Here is a 19684-nt window from a genome sequence, read left to right on the forward strand (position 1 = left end):
GACCAGTGAACAAGAGGAATCATTAATGAAAAACTTTAATATTATACTTGGGCTGGTACTACTTGGATTAACCAGTTTATCGGTACAGTCAGCAGAGATCCGTGACTATCATAAAGAGGTTATCGGTAAAGACTGTAAAACCTGTCATGACAATGGCATCAAGCAGTTTCCATCTGATCAATCCTGTTTGCAGTGTCATGATGTTGATGACTTAGCAAAGAAAACCGCCCGAAGTGAAGAAGACAAGTGGCAGAACCCACACAATAACCTTCACTATGGCAAAGATGTACCTTGCCAAGAGTGTCATGGCGAACATACACCTAAAAAACCATTATGCAGTAACTGTCATACGTTTAAGTTTGATAAGCATAAAGGCTAAACTAATTTAAATTTATATTAGTTCAGTAAGCCACATATTAAGTATTTAATGTGGCTTTATATTTTAATCGCTAGACAGTCACGCTTCACTTTTATCCCCTCTTAAATGCCAATCATAGATTGGTTTTTTTCTATTTTTACCCACATTAACATCTAAGCGCAATCACACTTTTTTCAGTTAACTGACTAATAAACCTGCAGACAAAACACCTCTTTTGGATTGCAATGCAGTTAATTGATCCAGGTCTACATTCGGCCAAGCTCAACAGAGTAATATCGCGATCTTTAAAGTAGCAATCGCTGCTATTTCATTGACGTATTTGGGTTTGAATAGAGTTAACACTATGATGATAATAGAAATAATAATTGTGCTTGGGTCTATTTACCTTGGTGCAAGAATGGGCTGTATAGGGATAGGTTTTGCTGGTGGCGTAGGGGTATTAATTCTTACCGTCGGTTTAGGATTAACACCTGGTGCGATCCCTATCGACGTGATGCTGATTATTATGTCAGTGATCACCGCGATTGCTGCGATGCAAGAGGCCGGAGGAATGGAGTATTTGGTGTCAATAGCGGAGAAACTACTGCGTAAACACCCTAAGCACATCACATTTTTAGCGCCAATGGTAACGTATTTTATGACCTTATTTGCCGGAACGGGCCACACTGCATTCTCGACATTACCAGTTATAGCCGAAGTCGCCAAAGAGCAGGGCATACGACCATCTCGGCCTCTATCTATCGCAGTTGTCGCCTCGCAAGTTGCCATCACGGCCTCTCCTATTTCTGCCGCAGTGGTGTTTTTCTCGGGTATTTTAGAACCGTTCGGGGTGGATTATTTAGTGCTATTAGCCGTATGCATCCCCTCAACCTTTATTGCTTGTTTAATTGGTGCCGCTGTTGCCTCGATGCTCGGTAAACCGTTAGCGCAAGACCCCATTTATCAACAGCGTTTAGCCAGCGGACTCGTCAATATTCGGGGTGAAACCCAAGTCACTTTGCAACCTGGCGCTAGAAGGTCGGTGGCTATTTTTCTAGTCGCGATAGTGGCGGTAATGTCTTACGCCACAGCCATTTCTGACAAAGTGGGCTTAATTGTGAACCCAGTGCTGTCGCGCGATGTGGCGATTATGTTGTTTATGCTATCTGCCGCAGCGGCGATCACTTGGTTTTGCCGTTTAGATGCCAGCAAGATTTCTAATGCATCAACGTTTAAGTCGGGCATGTCAGCGTGTATTTGTGTGTTGGGCGTAGCTTGGTTGGGTGACACCTTTGTGTCTAATCATATTGACGAGATAAAAGCGGTTGCGGGAACCTTGCTTCAAAGTCAGCCATGGTTATTATCGGTGGCATTATTTTTTGCTTCTATGTTGCTCTATTCTCAAGGTGCGACCACTAAAGCGTTAATGCCAGCTGCATTGGCAATTGGGGTGAGTCCATTAACGGCAGTTGCTTCGTTTGCGGCGGTGAGTGCGTTATTTGTATTACCGACTTATCCGACGTTATTGGCGGCGGTAGAAATGGATGACACTGGCTCCACTCGTATTGGCAAGGCGGTGTTTAACCACCCATTTTTAATCCCAGGCGTAGTGACCATAGTATCGAGTGTGTTATTGGCCTTTTTGTTTGGCAGCTTGATTCTGTAACCTCACAGTATGCGGCTTGGTATAGTAGTGATGTTAGTTGATTTGATAGCCTTTATGCTCAACATTGGCTTTTATTAAATTAATTAATTGCAAGGTCGCATAGGTTTGAGTATCTGGGTTGAGGTAAAGCGATTCGTTAAACATCGGCAGTGGCGGTAAGCCATGTTCAAGTGGATCTAAAATTTGCATTTTATCGTTTATTCTAAATTCGGCTACCGGCGCAATCACAAGATCATTTTCGACCGCCATCGATAACGCTTGTGGGGATGGTGTTGACAGTAATACCCTTATCGGACGCATAGACAATTGATGATTGGCGAATACTTGTGCTCGAATAGGGCAGTTTTCTGGGTATAAGCCCACGGGGATGGTTTTGTTTTTATGGGCGTTACCGTTAGCTGCTGCGGCCCAATGAAAGCGGCGCGTAAATAACAGTTCGCCGTTGACGGGGGCTTGCCAGTGAGTTGCGACTATCACGTCAAACTCGCCTTGATGGAGTCGTTTATATAAATTGCCACTTACATCGGTATCGATAACTAATTCAATATTGGTAAATTCACGAATAAACTCTAATAAGCAGCTGCTTAGGTAGCACTTGATAAAATCGGTTGGCACACCAAGGCGGATCACTTCGCGATTTTGACAATCTTTTAACTCATCAAGTGCCTGTAAGTTAAGTTGCATCATTTTATAGGCATAGCTCAGCAAGGTTTCACCTGACTCGGTCAAGGTGACGCCTTTGTTGTCCCTAATCAGCAAAGTTTGACCGACACTTTCTTCAAGCTTTTTAACTTGTAGACTCAACGTTGATTGGGTTCGGCAAATTTTATCAGCCGCTTTTGACAAGTTGCCACATTCAGCAACAGCGATAAAACTTTCAAGTAAGTCAATTTTTAACATGGGCTATTGAGTAAGTTCATAGTGGTATAAGTATTACTCAATTTAGGCTATCCACAAAGCTTGCTATAGTGTAACTGTGAGGTGTTAATGGTTATTTAATTAAAATATCTTGGAGTAAGGAATGGGTAGCTGGGAGGATCGTGGGAACTACTTGATTGAAGTGTCACAACGTTGTTTAAAAGGCCATAAAACCTTTGATTTATGCCGCTCGCATCTAGTTCAAGCCAGCCAGATATCCAAGGGCACTATTTATAATCACTTTACCTCAGAGGCCGATTTAATTGTGGCCGTAGCCAGTGCAGATTATCGTCATTGGTTAATTCAAGCCGAACAAGATACACAGCAATATAGTGATCCCTATTTACGGTTTATTTTTCATCATTGCCAACGTTTGTACCGTATTTTATCAGAACAATCATTTGTTATTGCTAGAGTGATCCCCAACGAGTCAATACTAATACAAGCCAGCGATTATTATCGTGCCCGTTTTGAGCTAGTACTTAAACAATATCAACAATGGAATGCACAAACCCTGACAGAGATTGGTGAGGTTGGTGGCTTTAATCGTGGCGAGTTGCTTTGTGACTATTTACGCGGTGCTATGATCAACAGTGACGATGCACAAAAGCATCCCGACGATGCTGAAATGTACTACCAGTTTAGTTTTGCCATGACCCAGCTCATGGGCCATTCACACAAACGCATGCCCACGATTAATACATTCCTGCAGTGGCTAGCCGGTAAACCCGCATAAATAATTTATCCTCGCTCTTGAACCCTAAATGCCATGGATCTCTTAACTTCAGTTAACGGCTTGCTCTGGAACGCATTTGGCCAGCTTGGGACAATTATTAATCGCAGTCATTTAAGCGTTTTCTAAACTAAAATCGATAATGGCCCACCTACCTATCTACTCACACAATCGTGTTTTAGTACATCAGTAAAATATGGCAATGTCATCGATGCTATGTTTACAACAGCATGAATCTGAGTCCCTAAATGCTAGAGAGTAGCAGATAAAAATCATGTCGCCTTGAGCCCACGCCAACACTGAATGTACTTTTTAAGTGTTTGTATTTATTGTTTTTATATTTTTTGACACGGTTGATGTTTGTTGTTAGGTTAGTCGTGTTAGTTGATACCTTGTTATAAATAACGTTATCACCAAGCTAACACTCATAGTATTTGGCAAACTAATTGAAAAGTTAGGACGCAAAGCTTCCGGTCTAAGGTGGTAAATTAATTTTTACGAAACTAAGATAGCGGAGTTGCCGCAGAGCTCAGGTTCTGCGTGAAACGAACAGCCGTTTTTTTAACGCTGTTGTTTGCCAAAATACCACTTTGATATTGATATCGAGGCCTATCACTTATTTTTAAGTAATAGGTAACCAATGGAGTGCATTTAAGTGGCAAATCTTCCTGTTTTACCTCATGTTTCTAAGTTAAGCCTACTCGCAGCCTCACTCATGGCTGCAAATTCTTTCGTCAGTCTGTCTGTTGAAGCGCATGGTTATGTGCTATCGCCAGAGTCACGCTCATACGCTTGTAAAACTGGCAATAATGCAAGCTGTGGCGCCGTTCAGTGGGAGCCACAAAGTGTTGAAGGGCCTTCGGGATTCCCTGAATCAGGCCCTGAAGATGGTAAGTTAGCGAGCGCTGCAAATGGTGCCTTTTCTCCTCTAGATGTTCAGAGTCCGGTCCGTTGGTCTAAAACGGATATCAACGCCGGATGGCAGCAATTTACTTGGCAGTTTACCGCTAACCATGTCACCCGTAACTGGCGCTATTATATTACTCGCCAGGGTTGGGACCAAAACCAAGCCTTAAGCCGCGCGAGTTTCGATTTAGCGCCTTTTTGTGTGGTCGATGGTGGCATGGTTCAGCCACCTAAATTAGTTACTCATGACTGTTACGTGCCAGAGGGACTAAGTGGTTACCACGTTATTTTAGCCGTATGGCAAGTCGGTGACACCAGCAATAGTTTCTATAATGCTATTGATGTCAATTTGAGTTCAGGCCCGGGAATCCCTAACGAATGGCAAGATGTGGGTGACATTAATCCGTCACTGGATCTCAAGGCTGGTGACAAAGTGATGACCAGGGTATTTGATGCTAATGGCGAGCAGCTCTCTAAGCAAACCACGATTACAATTACCGATGCGACTCAAGGTGATAAACAGAATTGGCCTTTCCTTCTTGCCAGCACTATTAATGCACAGCAATCACAACTCAATGCAGGACAAAAGAATGCCGCTGGCAGTATCATGCCGGTTTACGGTAAAAATGATATTTTTACCCTAACTGACTCAGGTATTGAGCGTGTCGAAGTCGAGTTTGATTTAGCGCCTGCCCCAGGGAATCAGCTCGATGTGACCTCGCTTGCTGATGCTATTCAAATCAACGATGGTGCGGCTCAAGTGAGTTTTGATGTGACAACCAATTCCGCTATGCAAGTGTCAGCTTATTTATTTAATCATGATGGCGTTGCATCTGGATTTGTGAGTCAAGCGGTTAATAATACCAATGCGAGTTTAGTGCTGGAGGTTGTAGCACCTAAAGTTGGCCATTATCACTTACAAGTTAAAGGTGAACCTCAGCAAGGGGATGTCATCCAGCAGAACTTTGATGTGTTTTTAAAGGATGAGCTACCAGTACCAGAAGCCGACTTCGTGTTTCCAGCTGAAGTGACGCGTTATGTTACCTGCACTAAGGTTTTGCAACCTAAGACAGGAAAGGTTTATCAATGTAAACCTTTCCCATACGGCGGCTACTGTATGCAGTGGTCAGCTTCTGCTACCAGTTATGAGCCGGGCGTAGGAGCTTCTTGGGCGGTAGCATGGACTGAATTGTAAAATCGGAACATCATATTAAGAGATTCAAATAGGTTTAAAGCTCTTTTTTAGGTTTAAATAAAGATAAAAAAACCGTGAATATCGATTAAGGTATTCACGGTTTTTTATTGATTATCAGTAACTTATCTCATGGTAACAAATTCTTCAGCACCCGTTGGGTGTATTGCTACTACTGAATCAAAATCTGCTTTAGTCGCGCCCATTTTCATGGCCACGCCAAAGCCTTGTAGTATTTCGTCCATACCAAAGCCGATACCGTGAATACCAACGACGACTTCATTATCACCTGCACACACTAGCTTCATTTTACAGGCTTGGCGATGTGCGGTTACTGCAGAGTACATTGAAGTAAATGTTGAGGTATACACCTTAATATTGTCTTGGCCATATTTTTCAGCCGCTTCAGGCTCTGTTAAGCCCATAGTACCTATGGGTGGATGGCTAAAGACTACAGTAGGAATTAAGCTGTAATCCATTTTTGCATCGGGCATGTTACCAAATAAACGCTCTGACAATAAACGACCCGCTTTAACGGCAACAGGGGTTAATTCAACACCACCTGCCATAATGTCGCCAACACAATAAATCCCTTTTGCGGTAGTATTTTGTTGTTCATCAGTAATGACGTAGCCTTTTGCATCTAACTGCACGTCGGTATTTTCTAGACCGATATTACCCGTTGATGGTGAGCGGCCAATGGCCCAAATTAAGCAATCAACTGTTAAGCTTTCGCCATTTTCTAATTCTAAAGTGACACTGCCATCGTCATTCTTACTGACCGACTTAGGTACACTATGGGTGTGCAGCGTTGGACCATCAGCGGCCATAGCATCAACTAATGCATCCGCTAGAATAGGATCGAAGTTGCGAAGTGGAGCATGCTTACGCACCAATAAATGAGTCTCGCTACCTAGGGCATGTAATACCCCGGCAACTTCAACCGCAATATAACCCGCACCTACCACAGCAACGCGTTTAGGTTGCTCGCGTAAAGCGAAGAAACCGTCTGAGTCGATACCGTATTCGGCGCCTGGAATATCAGGAATCGTCGGTGCACCACCAGTAGCAACCATAATATGGTCGGCTGTGTAATGCTCACCATTGACTTCAATGGTGTTGTTATTGACGAAGCGGCCATAGCCGTCTAATAAGGTCACGTTATTGTTGGCAAAACCACGGCCATAGGCATCATGAATGCGCCTAATATATGCTTCACGGCTATCAACTAGAGTGTTCCAATCGAATTTGTTGACGGTAACGTCAAAACCATAGTCTTTGGCGTAAAGGTTAAGTGCTTCGGCAATATGAGCGCCATACCACATGACTTTTTTGGGGACACAACCAAGGTTTACGCAAGTGCCGCCAACCTGATTTGCTTCAATAATTAATACTTTTGCACCACGCATTGCTGCACGGTTTGCAGAGGCAATACCACCACTGCCTGCGCCAAGCGCGATATAGTCAAAATGTTGAGCCATGATGATCTCCACTACGGTTAATGCGTCCATTGTAGGGGGGATTGTGTTTGCAATCTAGTCGTTAGCTCAATGCTTTATGCTAAATGAGTCAGCGTTTATGTTGGCACTCCCCTCGGTCAACGTCATTGGGACCGGTAGTTGCGCACTTAAGACAGGTCCATTCACTTTTTCTAATATCAATTTCATCTTGATAATGACTAAATTGACTGTTTTGATTTTGTCTTTGTTGTTTGGTTAAGTGCTTTATACGGTTATTTAGCCAACGACAGCTAGGATCGTCCACAACATTGATGCCAGCTTGGCGTGATGAGGTATTGGTTTGTTGGTTGGCTTTAATAAGCTTTTGTAGGCTAGGTTTGAGGTAGATTTCATCGGCGCGATATTCTAATGCTGAGCGGGTGTCGCTGGGTAAGCTAATCGTATTACCTTGGCTATCACTGGCAGATTGTAGTGGTAAGTTTTTGGCATTGTCATTAGTGAGTGATACGGCTTTATTCGTCGATGCTTGAGTTAACTCACTGAGTTCTCCAGCATATAATATTGGAGCACTTAATAAGGTTATCCATTGCACGGCACATAAGGTGGCGAATTGCACTTGGCGGGTAAACATATGCGTTCCTTGCATAGCTTAATCTTGGTCATTAAGTGTAGTCGCAGATGATTAAATTGCGAGCCTAAGGCTTCAAAACGTCCAGCTTATGTGCACACCTGTATAGGTTGTATCTAGACTGCCTTGATGATTTTCGGTACGGGCTTGCAGCTTGATGTCCTCTAGAGCAATAGTGCGGCTAAGTTGTGCTGAAACCGTTAGGTTAGCTGTTAATTGGTACAGTGCTTCTAAACCAAATTGCACATGGTTAGCGCCATTGTGTTGTTCGCTGCTGTACTGAAAATCAACGCCATGTACTAAATAGGGGGTTAATGTGAGCCGCTCGTTAATATCCCATGGACTGTGTAAACTGAGCTCCACAAAGTAGCCCGCCGCTTCAGTGGCAAACGTGTAGTTAATGGTTGGTACCAGCCAGCGAATACCGTTATAGGTTAATGAACTGAAAAATTCATTGTCAGATGTGCGTTCAGCGCCATAACACTCTACGCGCTGATAACCCAGGGAGAGATCAACTTCATCATGAAGTTGGAGGGTGTATTCTAGACCTGCATTCCATTCAATATAGTGAACTTGAGTCGCGCGTCCAGCAATGGCGAAAGCGACTAAGTTATCTTGTGCAACACTGGCGACACCCCAAACAATCCCACCGTTGGCTAAGTTATTGCGTCCTTGGCTAATATAATGATCATTCCAGGCAACATCTAACGCCATTATTGGCTGGTCGTCTGCCATGGCAAGCGTGGATGTTAAGGGAAACGTTATTGCAATAAAGAGAGCAACCCAAAAATAGCAGACACAATGCTTCTGACTTGGCAGGTAACAATCAAAGGACATACTTATCTTGCTCATACTTACAATATTGCTAGAGAGATGTTGATGCCGCGTATGTTAGCCTTTTTAAAAATTAATTAAATGATAATAAGTCTTATTTGAGACTTCTGTTGAATATTAGATATTTTGCTCAAGTAGCAAATTAAAGTGGGAGCCTGGTCATTCTATTCTTTTGATAAATCGGTTAAGCAGAAAGCATATGCTGTAATGGATCTGCTAGCGTACCCTCGAAAATGGGCAATGGAAATATCATCGGGTGTATTAGAAATGCTGGTTATATTTGTTAGGATAAATTGCTCCAATGCTTGAAAATGGCATTATTTAACCCAATATAAGCTAAATACTCACGCGAAATATTTCGAGGAATCTTTATGAGCAATCCATTGCTAAGTGGCGCAGAATTACCAGAATTTTCAAAAATCAAACCTGAACACATTCAGCCTGCTGTTGAGCAAGCGATTGCCAAATGTCGTGAAACCATTGATGAGCTATTAGCTAAAAATAGCTCATACACTTGGGATAATCTAATTGCACCCCTTGAAGAGATCGATGATCAATTAAGTAAAGCATGGTCACCTGTGTCACACATGAACTCAGTGATCAGTAGTGATGAATTACGCGATGCACACGATGCTTGCTTGCCGCTTTTGTCTGATTACGGCACTTATGTTGGTCAACATCAGGGGTTGTACGAAGCGTACAAATCGATCCATCAATCTGCTGAATTTACTGCGTTAACCCAAGCGCAAAAAATGGTCATAGAGCAAAGCTTACTCGATTTTGAATTGTCTGGTATCGGCTTAGACGATAACCAAAAAGCACGTTATGGTGAGATTGTTAAACGTTTATCTGAGTTAACTAGTCACTTTTCGAATCAACTGTTAGATGCTACCGAAGCGTGGACCAAGTTGATTACTGACCAAGCCGATTTAGCCGGTTTACCGGAATCAGCGATTTCAGCTGCCAAAGCAATGGCGGATGCTAAAGAGCTAAAAGGTTGGTTATTCACACTTGATTTCCCGTCTTATTTACCTGTGATGACCTACAGCGAAAATCGTGAGTTACGTGAAGAATGTTACCGTGCATTTGTGACTCGTGCGTCTGATCAAGGCCCTAATGCTGGTGAGTTTGATAACACCAACAATATGAATGAAATCGTCGCACTGCGTCACGAGTTAGCTAATTTACTCGGCTTTGCTAGCTACGCTGATAAATCATTAGCCACTAAAATGGCAGAAAATCCAGCGCAAGTACTGGGCTTTTTAAATGAATTAGGCGAGCGTTCTAAAGATCAGGCAGCCACTGAATTAGCCGAGCTACGTGCGTTTGCTAAAGAGCATTATGACGTGAGCGAAATGGCATCATGGGACTTAAGTTTTTACGCTGAAAAACTGCAACAGCATAAATACCAAGTGTCACAAGAAATATTACGCCCGTACTTCCCTGAAGATAAAGTCTTGTCAGGTTTATTTTATACTGTAAACCGTTTATTCGGCTTAACTATTAGTGAGCAGAAAGGTGTCGACACTTGGCATAAAGACGTGCGTTTCTTTGATATTTTTGATGATCAAAAACACCATCGCGGTAGCTTCTACTTAGATTTATATGCTCGCAGCGGTAAGCGTGGCGGTGCATGGATGGATGATTGTCGCGGTCGCCGTATGACCTCTACGGGTTTGCAAAAACCGGTAGCGTATTTAACTTGTAACTTTAATGGCCCAGTGGATGGCAAACCGGCATTATTTACCCATGATGAAGTAACCACCTTGTTCCATGAGTTTGGCCACGGCATTCACCATATGCTCACCAAGGTAGATGTTGGTGGCGTGTCTGGTATCAATGGTGTGCCTTGGGACGCAGTAGAGTTACCAAGCCAGTTTATGGAAAACTGGTGCTGGCAAGAAGAAGCGTTAGCGGAAATTTCTGGTCATTATGAAACTGGTGAACCATTACCAAAAGCCTTGCTGGATAAAATGCTGGCAGCTAAAAATTTCCAGTCTGGCATGATGATGGTGCGCCAACTTGAGTTTTCATTATTTGACTTTAGAATGCATCACGAATTTGACCCAGCAAAAGGTGTCGATATTCAAGGCATTTTAGACCAAGTACGCAGCCAGATTGCGGTATTAACCCCACCAAGCTTTAATCGTTTTCAGCATGGTTTTGCTCATATTTTTGCTGGTGGTTATGCGGCAGGTTACTATAGTTATAAATGGGCCGAAGTACTCTCCGCTGATGCTTTTTCGCGTTTTGAAGCCGAAGGTATTTTTAATGCTGACACTGGTAGAAGCTTTTTAAACAACATTCTTGAGATGGGCGGCAGTGAAGAGCCGATGGCGTTATTTAAACGCTTTATGGGCCGTGAACCAAACACTGATGCGTTACTGCGTCACAGTGGTATTGCGGTGTAATTGGATGGATTCAAACATAAGAGGTACTTAACTCGTGCCTCTTATTAACTGACTAATTAATCTTTATTGAGTAATGAATATTCAATAAAGATTTAATTAATTTAATTTGGCGACATCTTTTTAGTTTTAAACTGTGTATAACTATTGTTTTGGTTTTATTCACAGCATACATTTACGGTTGTAAATTTATCATCAAACTCCCATGGATCCAGAACATTGACAACCACACCCAACGCTATATTTTTCGAGTTAACTCCCGGAAAAATTGTTGATTTACAGATCGACCATCCCGTTAAATTGCGTCTTAAAGCAATGTTGGTCGGGTACGATCTAGGTCAATATATTATCCTCAAGCATCCAGCTCCTCAGAATATGAGTAACTACAGTGATGTGCTTGTGGAAGGTAATGTTGTGGTGGTTCGTTATTTATTGGAGGGCCAGCAAGGCGAGTGTTATGCATTTCGATCGACCATTAGAAATATCACTAAAATCCCTGAAAAATTTATCTTCTTAAGTTATCCCGCTAAAATAGAAAACCGTCAGCTTCGCACTCATCAACGTTTTGTGACTCATATACCTGCATCTATTGTCACAAGAGACGATGATGATGTAAAAAAACTATCCCAATTAAAAGGCATTATTTCGGATATTTCTGCCAAAGGCTGTGGTTTTGTATTCAAAACTGATAACTCGAAAGTTAAAGTTAATCCGAAAGATATTTTCATCATTATGCGTTCACCCAACGATACTGAAATAACCATTCCCGCGAAGGTGTGCAATAGTCGCTTTGAGAACGGAAAAGTTAACGTAGGTATTCAATTTGCAGAGGATGATGAACAAGTTAGGGCCATATTGAACCAGCTTTCTATTGAGTTATAAGCTAGAGTCTTGGGCATAATCATTTCGTTAACGTCAGTGTTGGAGCATAAGCGGCTCTTAAGCTGGTCCTTGTTATGGACTCACAATTAATCGCAACTTGCTTATTCTGGTTTTCGCTCTTGAAGCACTTCTTTAAAGGCGAACATAGCGTTTAATGCCGCAGGAAAACCAGCATATACTAACATTTGTAATAATACTTCTTTTACTTCCTCTTCGCTGCAACCGACATTTAAAGCCGCACTCAGATGAACCTTGAGCTGAGGTTTACAATTACCTAATGCGGTCAGTGCAGCAACAGTGGCTATTTCTCGCGACTTTACATCCAAACCGGGTCGGGTATATATATCGCCAAACGGATATTCAATGGTAAATCGAGCTAAGTCAGGGCAAATATCTTGTAGGCTTTCGATAACATTATGACCTGCTTCACCGTCAATTTTGGACAACTGTTCCAGACCTAAAGTGAATCTTGAATTTGACATTGATGTACTCCTATTGATAAGTAGAAGTCACACCTTACAAGTTAGAGTTAACTCTAAGTCAACTGACTTTATTAGCTTTATACAAATTAATTTTGTTTTCTAGCGCCAGTAAATGTTGTTGCTGGCGTTTAATGTGAGCTTGCAACTGGTCTTTGTGATGCTCAAGTAGTTGTTGGCGATCTAGCACTGTACTTTGCCCTAATGCTCGCAATTGGGCGTATTCTTGAATTTTTACTAAAGGCATGCCAGTGTCTTTGAGGCGTTTGATAAACGTAATCCATTCTAAATCTTTAGCTGTGTAGACTCGATGGCCACTGCTGTTTCGCTGAATCTTGTTGAGTAAACCGACTTTTTCATAATATCGCAGCGTATGAGAAGATAATCCGGCTAACGTCGAAAATGCTTTCATGTTCATCATTTATTTTTTACCCTGCAAATGGCTACATTCAGCATTATTATTGACCTAAAGGCGGTTGCCATAATTCGACTTTATTACCTTCAGGATCGATCACCCACGCAAACTTGCCAAATTCAGACTCATCTATCTTATCGAGGACGTTACAGCCTTCAGTTTTTAGGGCTGCGACGACAGCTTTGAGGTCTTCAACTCGGTAATTGATCATAAATGGGGCTTGGCTTGGAGCAAATTGGTCGCTTTTCTCTGAACTCACCGCCCAGATAGTCGTTCCACCTACGGGTTTGTTATTTGAGTCGCTCCAAGAGAAAGCCGTGCCGCCCCATTCCTGAACATCAATGCCGAGATGACGCTTGTACCAAGCTTGTAATGCAGGTTCATCTTTTGCTTTAAAAAATATGCCGCCGATACCTGTGACTCGTTTCATGTGAACCTCCCATGTACCATGTTTAGAGATGTCTTTGTGTTACCCGGTAATGTATTTAACATTCCATTATTGGCTTACAGTATGATGTAGCTAGGCGTCTATTAATCTTTTTCGCTCGTTGAGTTATGTTGTTTTTTTACTTTCGCTATGATCTCGGCATGCTCTGGTTTAATGGGCATGACTTTTACTAGGCTAACATTGCTACCGCCAGTGTTCCCCGTTGGTACGCCTTTTATTGCAGTGAATAAAACCGCCCCAATGATACGAATCATTTGACCTATGGCTTCATTCATATCACGCTGTTTTATTGCCCAACGCAGCATTAAATAATGCACTTTTACATGCCAATAGGTTGATTCCTGCCCAAGCACGTGAGCATTCTCAAGGTAAACAAATGAATCTGCAACATTACCTAAACGGTCGGATTGATCTGCTTTAGATAACTGCTCTTGCACGTAAGGAGTGATATTTTTGGTATAACTATTCAATGTTACCTCTCCAATTTATTATCCTCAGTTGAATTTTCGTCGTTATTTTTTTGAACTTCAGAGTACAACCAGTTAAAAAATTGGCCGAAAAAATAATAAAACACTGTCATTAGGGCGGCATAAATACCGATATCAACGATACGGGGTAAGTCAGATAACCCGGTAAAATTATCTTCCAACGAATATGTCACAAATCTGGCTACACTAATTGAGCCGATTAGCGTTAAGTACAGCGAAAGTGTGCTAGTGGTGCTCCATTTGCTCATAAGCGTCCTTTATTTAATATTGGCTAACTCTCAAGGGTAGCCGTGAGCAATATATTTTGAGGTTATTTATCCTGCTTTTTTCAGTCTGCAATGTAAAGTGTTGCATAGCGTAAACATACTCGTTGAGTTCAAATGAGAGTTATGCGGTGGTAGTCCTCGGGGTGAGGAAGAGAGGTTATGGATGGCAAATAACAAGTCATACGAGGATTAACTCATAAGGCCTTATTTTCTATAATCTTCATGATTTCAAGCATAAAAAAAGAGGTGCTTAGCACCTCTTAATCTTGTTATTTCATCTTCATTCACTGCAGACAAGTCTGCTTATGAATGACGTATTAGTAACATATTATGCCAGTTTTAAATCGTACTGGTTGCGGTACATCACCATGTCTTCGATGGTGAGTACAGGCATGTTGTGCTTAAGGCCAAAGGCGATAATTTCTGGTGTTTTGGCCATGCTGCCATCTTCGTTGGCCAGTTCGCATAATACGCCAGCTGGCATTAAGCCTGCCATTTGCATTAAGTCGACGGTGCCTTCGGTATGACCACGACGAGACATCACTCCGCCAGCGCGAGCACGTAATGGGAATACGTGTCCAGGATGAGCCAAGTCTGATGCTTTGGCATCGCGGTTTGCCGCAGTTTTAATGGTAGTAACACGATCTTGAGCGGAAACGCCAGTGGTCACTCCATGCTTTGCTTCAATGGAGATGGTAAACGCAGTTTGGTTGGCGCTGTTGTTATTGATAACCATTGGCGGCAATTGTAACTTGTTGGCGTGTTCGTCGGTTAAGCATAAACACACAATGCCGCTGCATTCGCGGATCATTAATGCCATTTGGGCTGTGGTTAAGTGCTCGACAGAATAAATAATGTCGCCTTCATTTTCGCGGTCTTCATCATCGAGTAGTAATACGCCTCGGCCTTCTCTTAGCGCTGCTAATGCATTTTCTACACGGGTGATTGGTTCGCCAAATTCGGCAAGTAGTGATAACTGATTCATGGTTGTACTCCTAAAATGACCAGAATCAGGGCTTGTAAAGAGGGATCTAAATCCAAAACAAATTGCATCAATAGCCTAGGCTAATTGATGTATCTCTATTCTCTCTCATCCGGACTATAACCGTCGGCTCTGGACTGTTAGACATTACTCATGAGTAAATACCTAAGTCACCAGATCTGCTGACCTCGACGAATCGAGCGCTCGCGGGCTCACTTTTTCAAGTATACCGCCGGTGGGGAATTGCGCCCCGCCCTGAGAATTAAAAACAATATGTGTGTGTTAAACATCTAAGCTCAGACTGCTGGCTCAGCAAAACACGCAACTATGTTAATCAGTTAAGATTAAGATGAAAAGGGGTATCGATCTCATTAATGTAATAAAGCATTACTAATGCTTATTTTACAGCGCAGCAATACCTAGGTTCAGTTATCTTAATCACTGGATGCAAATCTCTATTGTTTAATGAGTTGAACGAGCTTGCTCACTGGTATGACCTTTGTTAGCCTGATGCGTTTATATCAGGAGTCACAGTTAATGAATTTGTATTTTCGTTTTATTTGGTTGTTTATATGGCGTATAGGGCATTGTAAACGCATCGGTTTTTTAGGTACTAGCCGGATTGATTATCGTGTGTTGCCATTAGATTGTGACATCAATTTACACCTGACTAACTCCCGCTATCCAGCCTTTATGGATCTAGCCCGCACTTATTTGATAGCCGAAATGGGCTTGATGAAGGCATTTTTAAAAAACAGATGGTTACCTATTGTGAATGCTGCTGAGTTTACTTATATCCGCGATATTAAGCCATTTGAAAAATTTACCATAAACACCAAAATTGTTGGCTGGGATGAAAAGTATTTTTATATTGAGCATCGGATGCACACCGAGCGCGGCTTACATTGTATTGCTCATGTACGCGGTGTATTTATGTGTCGCGGTAAACAAGTGCCGATAGAAACCTTAATTGCGGCAGCCGGTTTCACTGGCGATGTGCCAGAGATGCCAGCGGAAGTGGTTAAATGGAAACAGTTTTTACAGCTTAAAAAACAACGTAATATTTAATTATCATTATGTGAATAACATTCTAAAGTAAACTGGATGGTACAAGATTACGTACCAGTGATGAGTGTTTATATAATTGATATTGTAGTGAGGGTGAAGCGTGGCAAGGTTAGAAAAATTCAGCGATATTTGGGCTCGAGCCTGTGAGCGTAAAGGCGGACCTGCAGTAGTGAAGTCGATGTTACCGGATACTCTCGATATTGACGAAATCAGCCAATATACTGATGCTCAATTGCTGTCTGTGATGAGCAAGCGGGTGTTTCAAAGTGGATTTGTGTGGCGAGTGGTTGATAACAAATGGCCTGCCTATGAGAAAGCTTTTTTTGGTTTTGAGCCGATGAAGGTACTGATGCTTTCACCCGATCAAATTCAACAGCGTGCAACCGACCCTGAGCTTATTCGTCATCAAAAGAAAACACAGGCGATTGTTGATAATGCCTATATGATCCAACACATTAACCAAGAGCATGGAAGTTTTGCGGAGTTTATTGCTCATTGGCCAAGCGATGATATTACCGGTTTATGGCAAGTGCTTAAAAAGCGCGGCACTCGTTTAGGCGGTAATACTGGGCCCTATTTTTTACGGGCAATTGGTAAAGATACCTTTTTATTAAGCCAAGATGTTCAAGCCTATTTAACTGGCCATAACGTGGTTGATGCTGGCTTTACATCGCAAACGGCTTTACGCCAAACCCAAGCGGCTTTTAATCATTGGCAACAAGAGTCGGGCATGAGCTTGGCGCAAATTAGCCGGACTATTTCATTGGGCGTGGGCGATAATCGCGTTTAATTTTTCATGCTTTAAACGATGCGGTTAAACCTTATAACGACATAAAAACATGGCAGTAATATTGGCGGCAATCTGTTGTTTTTGTTCGTCGTTCAGTGGCTCTTCAACTTGAAAGATTAATGGCCAAAAACATTGGCCTTTTATCAAACTCTGCAATTCTGCTTGCGCTTGCTCGACATCTGTCACGCTTAATCGCTCATCTTGCGTGGCCGCTTTAATCCAACGTAAAATGGCATTCTCTTCTTTGATCACTTTTTGTAATTCTTGCTGCATTTCAGTGGTATAGAACAAATGACCAATTAACATACGCGACACTTCAATGTGTTCTTTTGATTGTAAGTAGTCCATATCGTCACGTACTAACTGCTGTAATTGTGCTTCTAAAGGTTGATGCGCGTCATACGCTACAGTGGGTTGAGATAATGCTTGCTCCCACAAATCAGTCATTAAAGTCATGACTAACGCTTCTTTAGTCGCAAAGTGATTATAGACTGTTCGTTTAGACACCCCAGCCACTTCGGCTAACTTATCCATACTGGTAGCCGTAACCCCTAATGATTTAAAGGTTGTTCTGGCGGCCTCTATAATCGCAGCACGTTTTAATTGGCTACGTGTTTGTTTTTCTGAGTTCATTGGTTTCATCTAAGCGATCTTATTGTAATATTTTACACTGAGCAGTTTACTTTTCAACAATGGATTATTAAACTACACTGTGTAGTTTACTTTTTGAAGCAATAGTTAAAAATAGTTGCAGATTTAAGGGTGATAAACACTATCATTATGTTCCTCAAACTTTTAATCAGACTGCTTTGAGCTATTGGTGGTGGCAGAGGATCATCTTAGTCAGCCACAAAGGGCATTGAAATTAAATCGCCTGATGGCATGTAAGGCTAATGGCATAATGTATTGTTTAACAGTGGCTATTTTAATGGCTTTTACAAATTGATAACTCTTTTTGGCTGTTTGACTCAGCATGTTTGCTATGGGCGCCTATAATAAATTACCACGCGATATCCAGATGTTGTCATTGCCATGCTCACAGACTCATATTGATGTTAACGCTAAGGTGATAAAGTAAGTAAAATAGCCCGTTTAATTTACCATTACATGATTGGTTTGAGTCTTTTGGGCGTATCAGTCAATTAACTAAATATAATATGAGCTTGCTGACTTTTAATGATACTCAAATGGTTGGCTAATTATCAAGCTGGCGAGTAATGCTGGCTATAGTATGCTTGCAGTATAAAAGATTGATGGTTTAAATAAGCTTGTCATCAACAACCACTAGGTTAGTGTATTACTGGTGAACATTGGTGCGGTTGTTAACCCACAAATTGATCCAGCTGAGATGTTAATAAATAGTGTTAAGAATGAAATAATTGATCGAGCTTGTTTTATTACTCACTCGAATAGCACAATTTGTTAACTTTTTAAGTATATATAACGTAAGCTTATTATTTATTTACAATTTATTCGCATCAGCTAAGTTGTTTGAATTTTATACCTATGCGATAAAGTACACAGAAAATTTTAAAGTTTAATATTAGCTATTTTCAAATCGGCTACTCAAGATCGAGTGGCGCATATTGAAAATAAATTGGAGTAGGAGCACTCATGCACAAAGCATTGAAAGTCGCCGCAGTTATTTCTGCTGCATTATGGATTACCGCTTGTGGTAAAGGGGATGAAAATGCCCAGTCACAACAACCGCGACCACCTACACCTGTTGGCGTGATGACCGTTGAAGCGATTTCGCAAGCGATTCAAGTTGAGCTACCTGGCCGCAGTCGTGCGTATTTAGAAGCCGAAGTACGACCGCAAGTCACAGGTATTATCACTAAACGTGCCTTTACTGAAGGGACTGAAGTTAAGCAAGGTCAATCACTGTATCAAATTGACGCCGCAACCTATAAAGCTGCACTGGTAAGTGCGCAAGCCGATCTTGCGAGTGCCAATGCTGGTTTAGCTTCCGCTAAAGCCAAAGCAGCGCGTTATGACAAGTTAGTTAAAACCAATGCGATCAGTAAGCAAGATTTTGACGAGACTGAAGCGGCATATAAAGAAGCACAAGCTGCGGTTGTGGTTGCTAAAGCCGCGATTAATACTGCGACAATTAACACTGAATATACTGAAGTTAAAGCACCGATTTCTGGTCGTATTGGCAAATCATCAGTGACTGCCGGCGCCTTGGTGACGGCAAACCAAAGCAATACGTTAGCGACAATTCAACAGCTTGATCCCATTAATATCGACATAGTGCAGTCAAGTGCGCAGCTGTTACGTTTAAAAGCTAACTTACGTTCTGGGCAGTTACTGGAAAGTGAAAATGCTAAAGTAACCTTAATCCTTGAAGATGGTAGCACCTACGAACAACAAGGCATTCTACAATTTGCTGAAGTTAACGTTGATGAAACGACTGGCTCTGTAACCCTTCGCGCTGAGTTTCCTAACCCAGACGGAATACTGTTACCGGGTATGTATGTTCGTGCATTGCTCAATGCTGGCCAAGATCCACAAGCGATTTTAGTGCCACAACGTGCCATTACGCGTAACTCTAAAGGTGAAGCTGTCGCAATGATAGTTAATCAAGACAGTAATGTTGAAATGCGCGTGGTAAAAACAGCTGAAGTGATTGGTAATCAATGGCGCATTGTTGATGGTTTGTCTGTTGGCGATAAATTAATTGTCGAAGGATTGCAAAAAATTCGTCCTGGTGCACCTGTTTCAGCTCAGGCGTTAACGGCTGACCAACCACAAAAATAG

At 42.0% G+C, this 19684-nt stretch carries 20 protein-coding genes and 2 riboswitches; of the genes, 9 read left to right on the forward strand and 11 right to left on the reverse strand.

Annotated elements, in window-relative coordinates:
* Positions 1-25 precede the first annotated feature (25 nt).
* Positions 26-379 (forward strand): acrylate reductase cytochrome subunit ArdB, encoded by a 354-nt coding sequence (ardB, locus tag GW828_RS12900; protein ID WP_124016726.1) that lies wholly within the window; start codon positions 26-28, stop codon positions 377-379.
* A gap of 343 nt (positions 380-722) precedes the next feature.
* On the forward strand, positions 723-2024 hold the full coding sequence (locus GW828_RS12905; RefSeq protein WP_182741136.1) for an anaerobic C4-dicarboxylate transporter: 1302 nt from the start codon (positions 723-725) through the stop codon (positions 2022-2024).
* Positions 2025-2057: 33 nt separating this feature from the next.
* On the opposite strand, the gene GW828_RS12910 is transcribed toward GW828_RS12905, so the two are convergent.
* Positions 2058-2924: a LysR family transcriptional regulator gene (locus GW828_RS12910; protein WP_124016730.1), complete on the reverse strand. Its 867-nt coding sequence runs from the start codon at positions 2922-2924 to the stop codon at positions 2058-2060.
* A 121-nt stretch (positions 2925-3045) separates the two neighbouring features.
* On the opposite strand from GW828_RS12910, the gene GW828_RS12915 reads away from it, so the two are divergent.
* Complete coding sequence (locus GW828_RS12915; RefSeq protein WP_182741135.1) at positions 3046-3678, forward strand: TetR/AcrR family transcriptional regulator; 633 nt, start codon at positions 3046-3048, stop codon at positions 3676-3678.
* A gap of 423 nt (positions 3679-4101) precedes the next feature.
* A riboswitch (cyclic di-GMP riboswitch) is annotated at positions 4102-4200 on the forward strand.
* Between the two features lie 130 nt (positions 4201-4330).
* Positions 4331-5776: an N-acetylglucosamine-binding protein GbpA gene (gene gbpA / locus GW828_RS12920; protein ID WP_273058039.1), complete on the forward strand. Its 1446-nt coding sequence runs from the start codon at positions 4331-4333 to the stop codon at positions 5774-5776.
* A 122-nt stretch (positions 5777-5898) separates the two neighbouring features.
* Here gbpA and gorA read toward each other — a convergent pair whose 3' ends face one another.
* The 3 genes from gorA to GW828_RS12935 form a co-directional block, all read right to left on the reverse strand.
* Positions 5899-7254, reverse strand: a complete 1356-nt coding sequence (gorA, locus tag GW828_RS12925; RefSeq protein ID WP_273058040.1) for a glutathione-disulfide reductase — start codon at positions 7252-7254, stop codon at positions 5899-5901.
* An 88-nt stretch (positions 7255-7342) separates the two neighbouring features.
* Entirely contained in the window at positions 7343-7864 is a 522-nt protein-coding gene (locus GW828_RS12930; protein ID WP_273058041.1) for a hypothetical protein, read from the reverse strand.
* A gap of 72 nt (positions 7865-7936) precedes the next feature.
* Positions 7937-8596 (reverse strand): hypothetical protein, encoded by a 660-nt coding sequence (locus GW828_RS12935; RefSeq protein WP_273058042.1) that lies wholly within the window; start codon positions 8594-8596, stop codon positions 7937-7939.
* Positions 8597-9066: 470 nt separating this feature from the next.
* Between GW828_RS12935 and prlC the strand changes: the two genes are divergently transcribed.
* The gene (gene prlC / locus GW828_RS12940; RefSeq protein ID WP_182741130.1) at positions 9067-11106 is read left to right on the forward strand and encodes an oligopeptidase A; all 2040 of its coding nucleotides are present in this window, start codon (positions 9067-9069) and stop codon (positions 11104-11106) included.
* Between the two features lie 216 nt (positions 11107-11322).
* Complete coding sequence (locus tag GW828_RS12945; protein ID WP_259396822.1) at positions 11323-11985, forward strand: flagellar brake domain-containing protein; 663 nt, start codon at positions 11323-11325, stop codon at positions 11983-11985.
* Between the two features lie 101 nt (positions 11986-12086).
* Here the strand turns inward: GW828_RS12945 and GW828_RS12950 are convergent, their stop codons facing one another.
* The 6 genes from GW828_RS12950 to ribB form a co-directional block, all read right to left on the reverse strand.
* Entirely contained in the window at positions 12087-12467 is a 381-nt protein-coding gene (locus GW828_RS12950; protein WP_273058043.1) for a carboxymuconolactone decarboxylase family protein, read from the reverse strand.
* A 58-nt stretch (positions 12468-12525) separates the two neighbouring features.
* Positions 12526-12882 (reverse strand): MerR family transcriptional regulator, encoded by a 357-nt coding sequence (locus GW828_RS12955; protein ID WP_337956442.1) that lies wholly within the window; start codon positions 12880-12882, stop codon positions 12526-12528.
* Positions 12883-12922: 40 nt separating this feature from the next.
* Positions 12923-13309, reverse strand: coding sequence for a VOC family protein (locus tag GW828_RS12960; RefSeq protein ID WP_182741128.1), 387 nt, complete (start codon positions 13307-13309; stop codon positions 12923-12925).
* Positions 13310-13410: 101 nt separating this feature from the next.
* On the reverse strand, positions 13411-13797 hold the full coding sequence (locus GW828_RS12965; RefSeq protein WP_124016738.1) for a DUF3703 domain-containing protein: 387 nt from the start codon (positions 13795-13797) through the stop codon (positions 13411-13413).
* Positions 13798-13799: 2 nt separating this feature from the next.
* Positions 13800-14063 (reverse strand): hypothetical protein, encoded by a 264-nt coding sequence (locus GW828_RS12970; protein WP_182741127.1) that lies wholly within the window; start codon positions 14061-14063, stop codon positions 13800-13802.
* A 346-nt stretch (positions 14064-14409) separates the two neighbouring features.
* A complete protein-coding gene (gene ribB / locus GW828_RS12975; RefSeq protein ID WP_011639277.1) occupies positions 14410-15066 on the reverse strand; it encodes a 3,4-dihydroxy-2-butanone-4-phosphate synthase in 657 nt (218 codons plus the stop codon).
* 93 nt (positions 15067-15159) lie between these two features.
* Positions 15160-15330, reverse strand: a riboswitch (FMN riboswitch).
* 270 nt (positions 15331-15600) lie between these two features.
* Here ribB and GW828_RS12980 point away from each other — a divergent pair.
* Positions 15601-16131 carry a thioesterase family protein gene (locus tag GW828_RS12980; protein WP_182741126.1) on the forward strand — a complete coding sequence of 177 codons (531 nt, stop codon included), beginning with the start codon at positions 15601-15603 and terminating at the stop codon, positions 16129-16131.
* 100 nt (positions 16132-16231) lie between these two features.
* Entirely contained in the window at positions 16232-16921 is a 690-nt protein-coding gene (locus GW828_RS12985; RefSeq protein ID WP_124016740.1) for a DNA-3-methyladenine glycosylase I, read from the forward strand.
* A 24-nt stretch (positions 16922-16945) separates the two neighbouring features.
* On the opposite strand, the gene GW828_RS12990 is transcribed toward GW828_RS12985, so the two are convergent.
* Positions 16946-17563 carry a TetR/AcrR family transcriptional regulator C-terminal domain-containing protein gene (locus GW828_RS12990; RefSeq protein ID WP_124016741.1) on the reverse strand — a complete coding sequence of 206 codons (618 nt, stop codon included), beginning with the start codon at positions 17561-17563 and terminating at the stop codon, positions 16946-16948.
* A gap of 972 nt (positions 17564-18535) precedes the next feature.
* Between GW828_RS12990 and GW828_RS12995 the strand changes: the two genes are divergently transcribed.
* On the forward strand, positions 18536-19684 hold the full coding sequence (locus GW828_RS12995) for an efflux RND transporter periplasmic adaptor subunit (RefSeq protein WP_124016742.1): 1149 nt from the start codon (positions 18536-18538) through the stop codon (positions 19682-19684).

It is taken from the genome of Shewanella vesiculosa, assembly GCF_009994065.1.
GTDB classification, from domain to species: domain Bacteria; phylum Pseudomonadota; class Gammaproteobacteria; order Enterobacterales; family Shewanellaceae; genus Shewanella; species Shewanella vesiculosa.

What these genes read in the sequence shown, in the direction of transcription:
- ardB (WP_124016726.1), top strand. Translation starts at nt 26, where the DNA reads ATGAAAAACTTTAATATTATACTTGGGCTGGTACTACTTGGATTAACC.
- GW828_RS12905 (WP_182741136.1), top strand. Translation starts at nt 723, where the DNA reads ATGATGATAATAGAAATAATAATTGTGCTTGGGTCTATTTACCTTGGT.
- GW828_RS12910 (WP_124016730.1), bottom strand. Translation starts at nt 2,924, where the DNA reads ATGTTAAAAATTGACTTACTTGAAAGTTTTATCGCTGTTGCTGAATGT.
- GW828_RS12915 (WP_182741135.1), top strand. Translation starts at nt 3,046, where the DNA reads ATGGGTAGCTGGGAGGATCGTGGGAACTACTTGATTGAAGTGTCACAA.
- gorA (WP_273058040.1), bottom strand. Translation starts at nt 7,254, where the DNA reads ATGGCTCAACATTTTGACTATATCGCGCTTGGCGCAGGCAGTGGTGGT.
- GW828_RS12930 (WP_273058041.1), bottom strand. Translation starts at nt 7,864, where the DNA reads ATGTTTACCCGCCAAGTGCAATTCGCCACCTTATGTGCCGTGCAATGG.
- GW828_RS12935 (WP_273058042.1), bottom strand. Translation starts at nt 8,596, where the DNA reads ATGGCAGACGACCAGCCAATAATGGCGTTAGATGTTGCCTGGAATGAT.
- prlC (WP_182741130.1), top strand. Translation starts at nt 9,067, where the DNA reads ATGAGCAATCCATTGCTAAGTGGCGCAGAATTACCAGAATTTTCAAAA.
- GW828_RS12950 (WP_273058043.1), bottom strand. Translation starts at nt 12,467, where the DNA reads ATGTCAAATTCAAGATTCACTTTAGGTCTGGAACAGTTGTCCAAAATT.
- GW828_RS12955 (WP_337956442.1), bottom strand. Translation starts at nt 12,882, where the DNA reads ATGAACATGAAAGCATTTTCGACGTTAGCCGGATTATCTTCTCATACG.
- GW828_RS12960 (WP_182741128.1), bottom strand. Translation starts at nt 13,309, where the DNA reads ATGAAACGAGTCACAGGTATCGGCGGCATATTTTTTAAAGCAAAAGAT.
- GW828_RS12970 (WP_182741127.1), bottom strand. Translation starts at nt 14,063, where the DNA reads ATGAGCAAATGGAGCACCACTAGCACACTTTCGCTGTACTTAACGCTA.
- ribB (WP_011639277.1), bottom strand. Translation starts at nt 15,066, where the DNA reads ATGAATCAGTTATCACTACTTGCCGAATTTGGCGAACCAATCACCCGT.
- GW828_RS12980 (WP_182741126.1), top strand. Translation starts at nt 15,601, where the DNA reads ATGAATTTGTATTTTCGTTTTATTTGGTTGTTTATATGGCGTATAGGG.
- GW828_RS12990 (WP_124016741.1), bottom strand. Translation starts at nt 17,563, where the DNA reads ATGAAACCAATGAACTCAGAAAAACAAACACGTAGCCAATTAAAACGT.
- GW828_RS12995 (WP_124016742.1), top strand. Translation starts at nt 18,536, where the DNA reads ATGCACAAAGCATTGAAAGTCGCCGCAGTTATTTCTGCTGCATTATGG.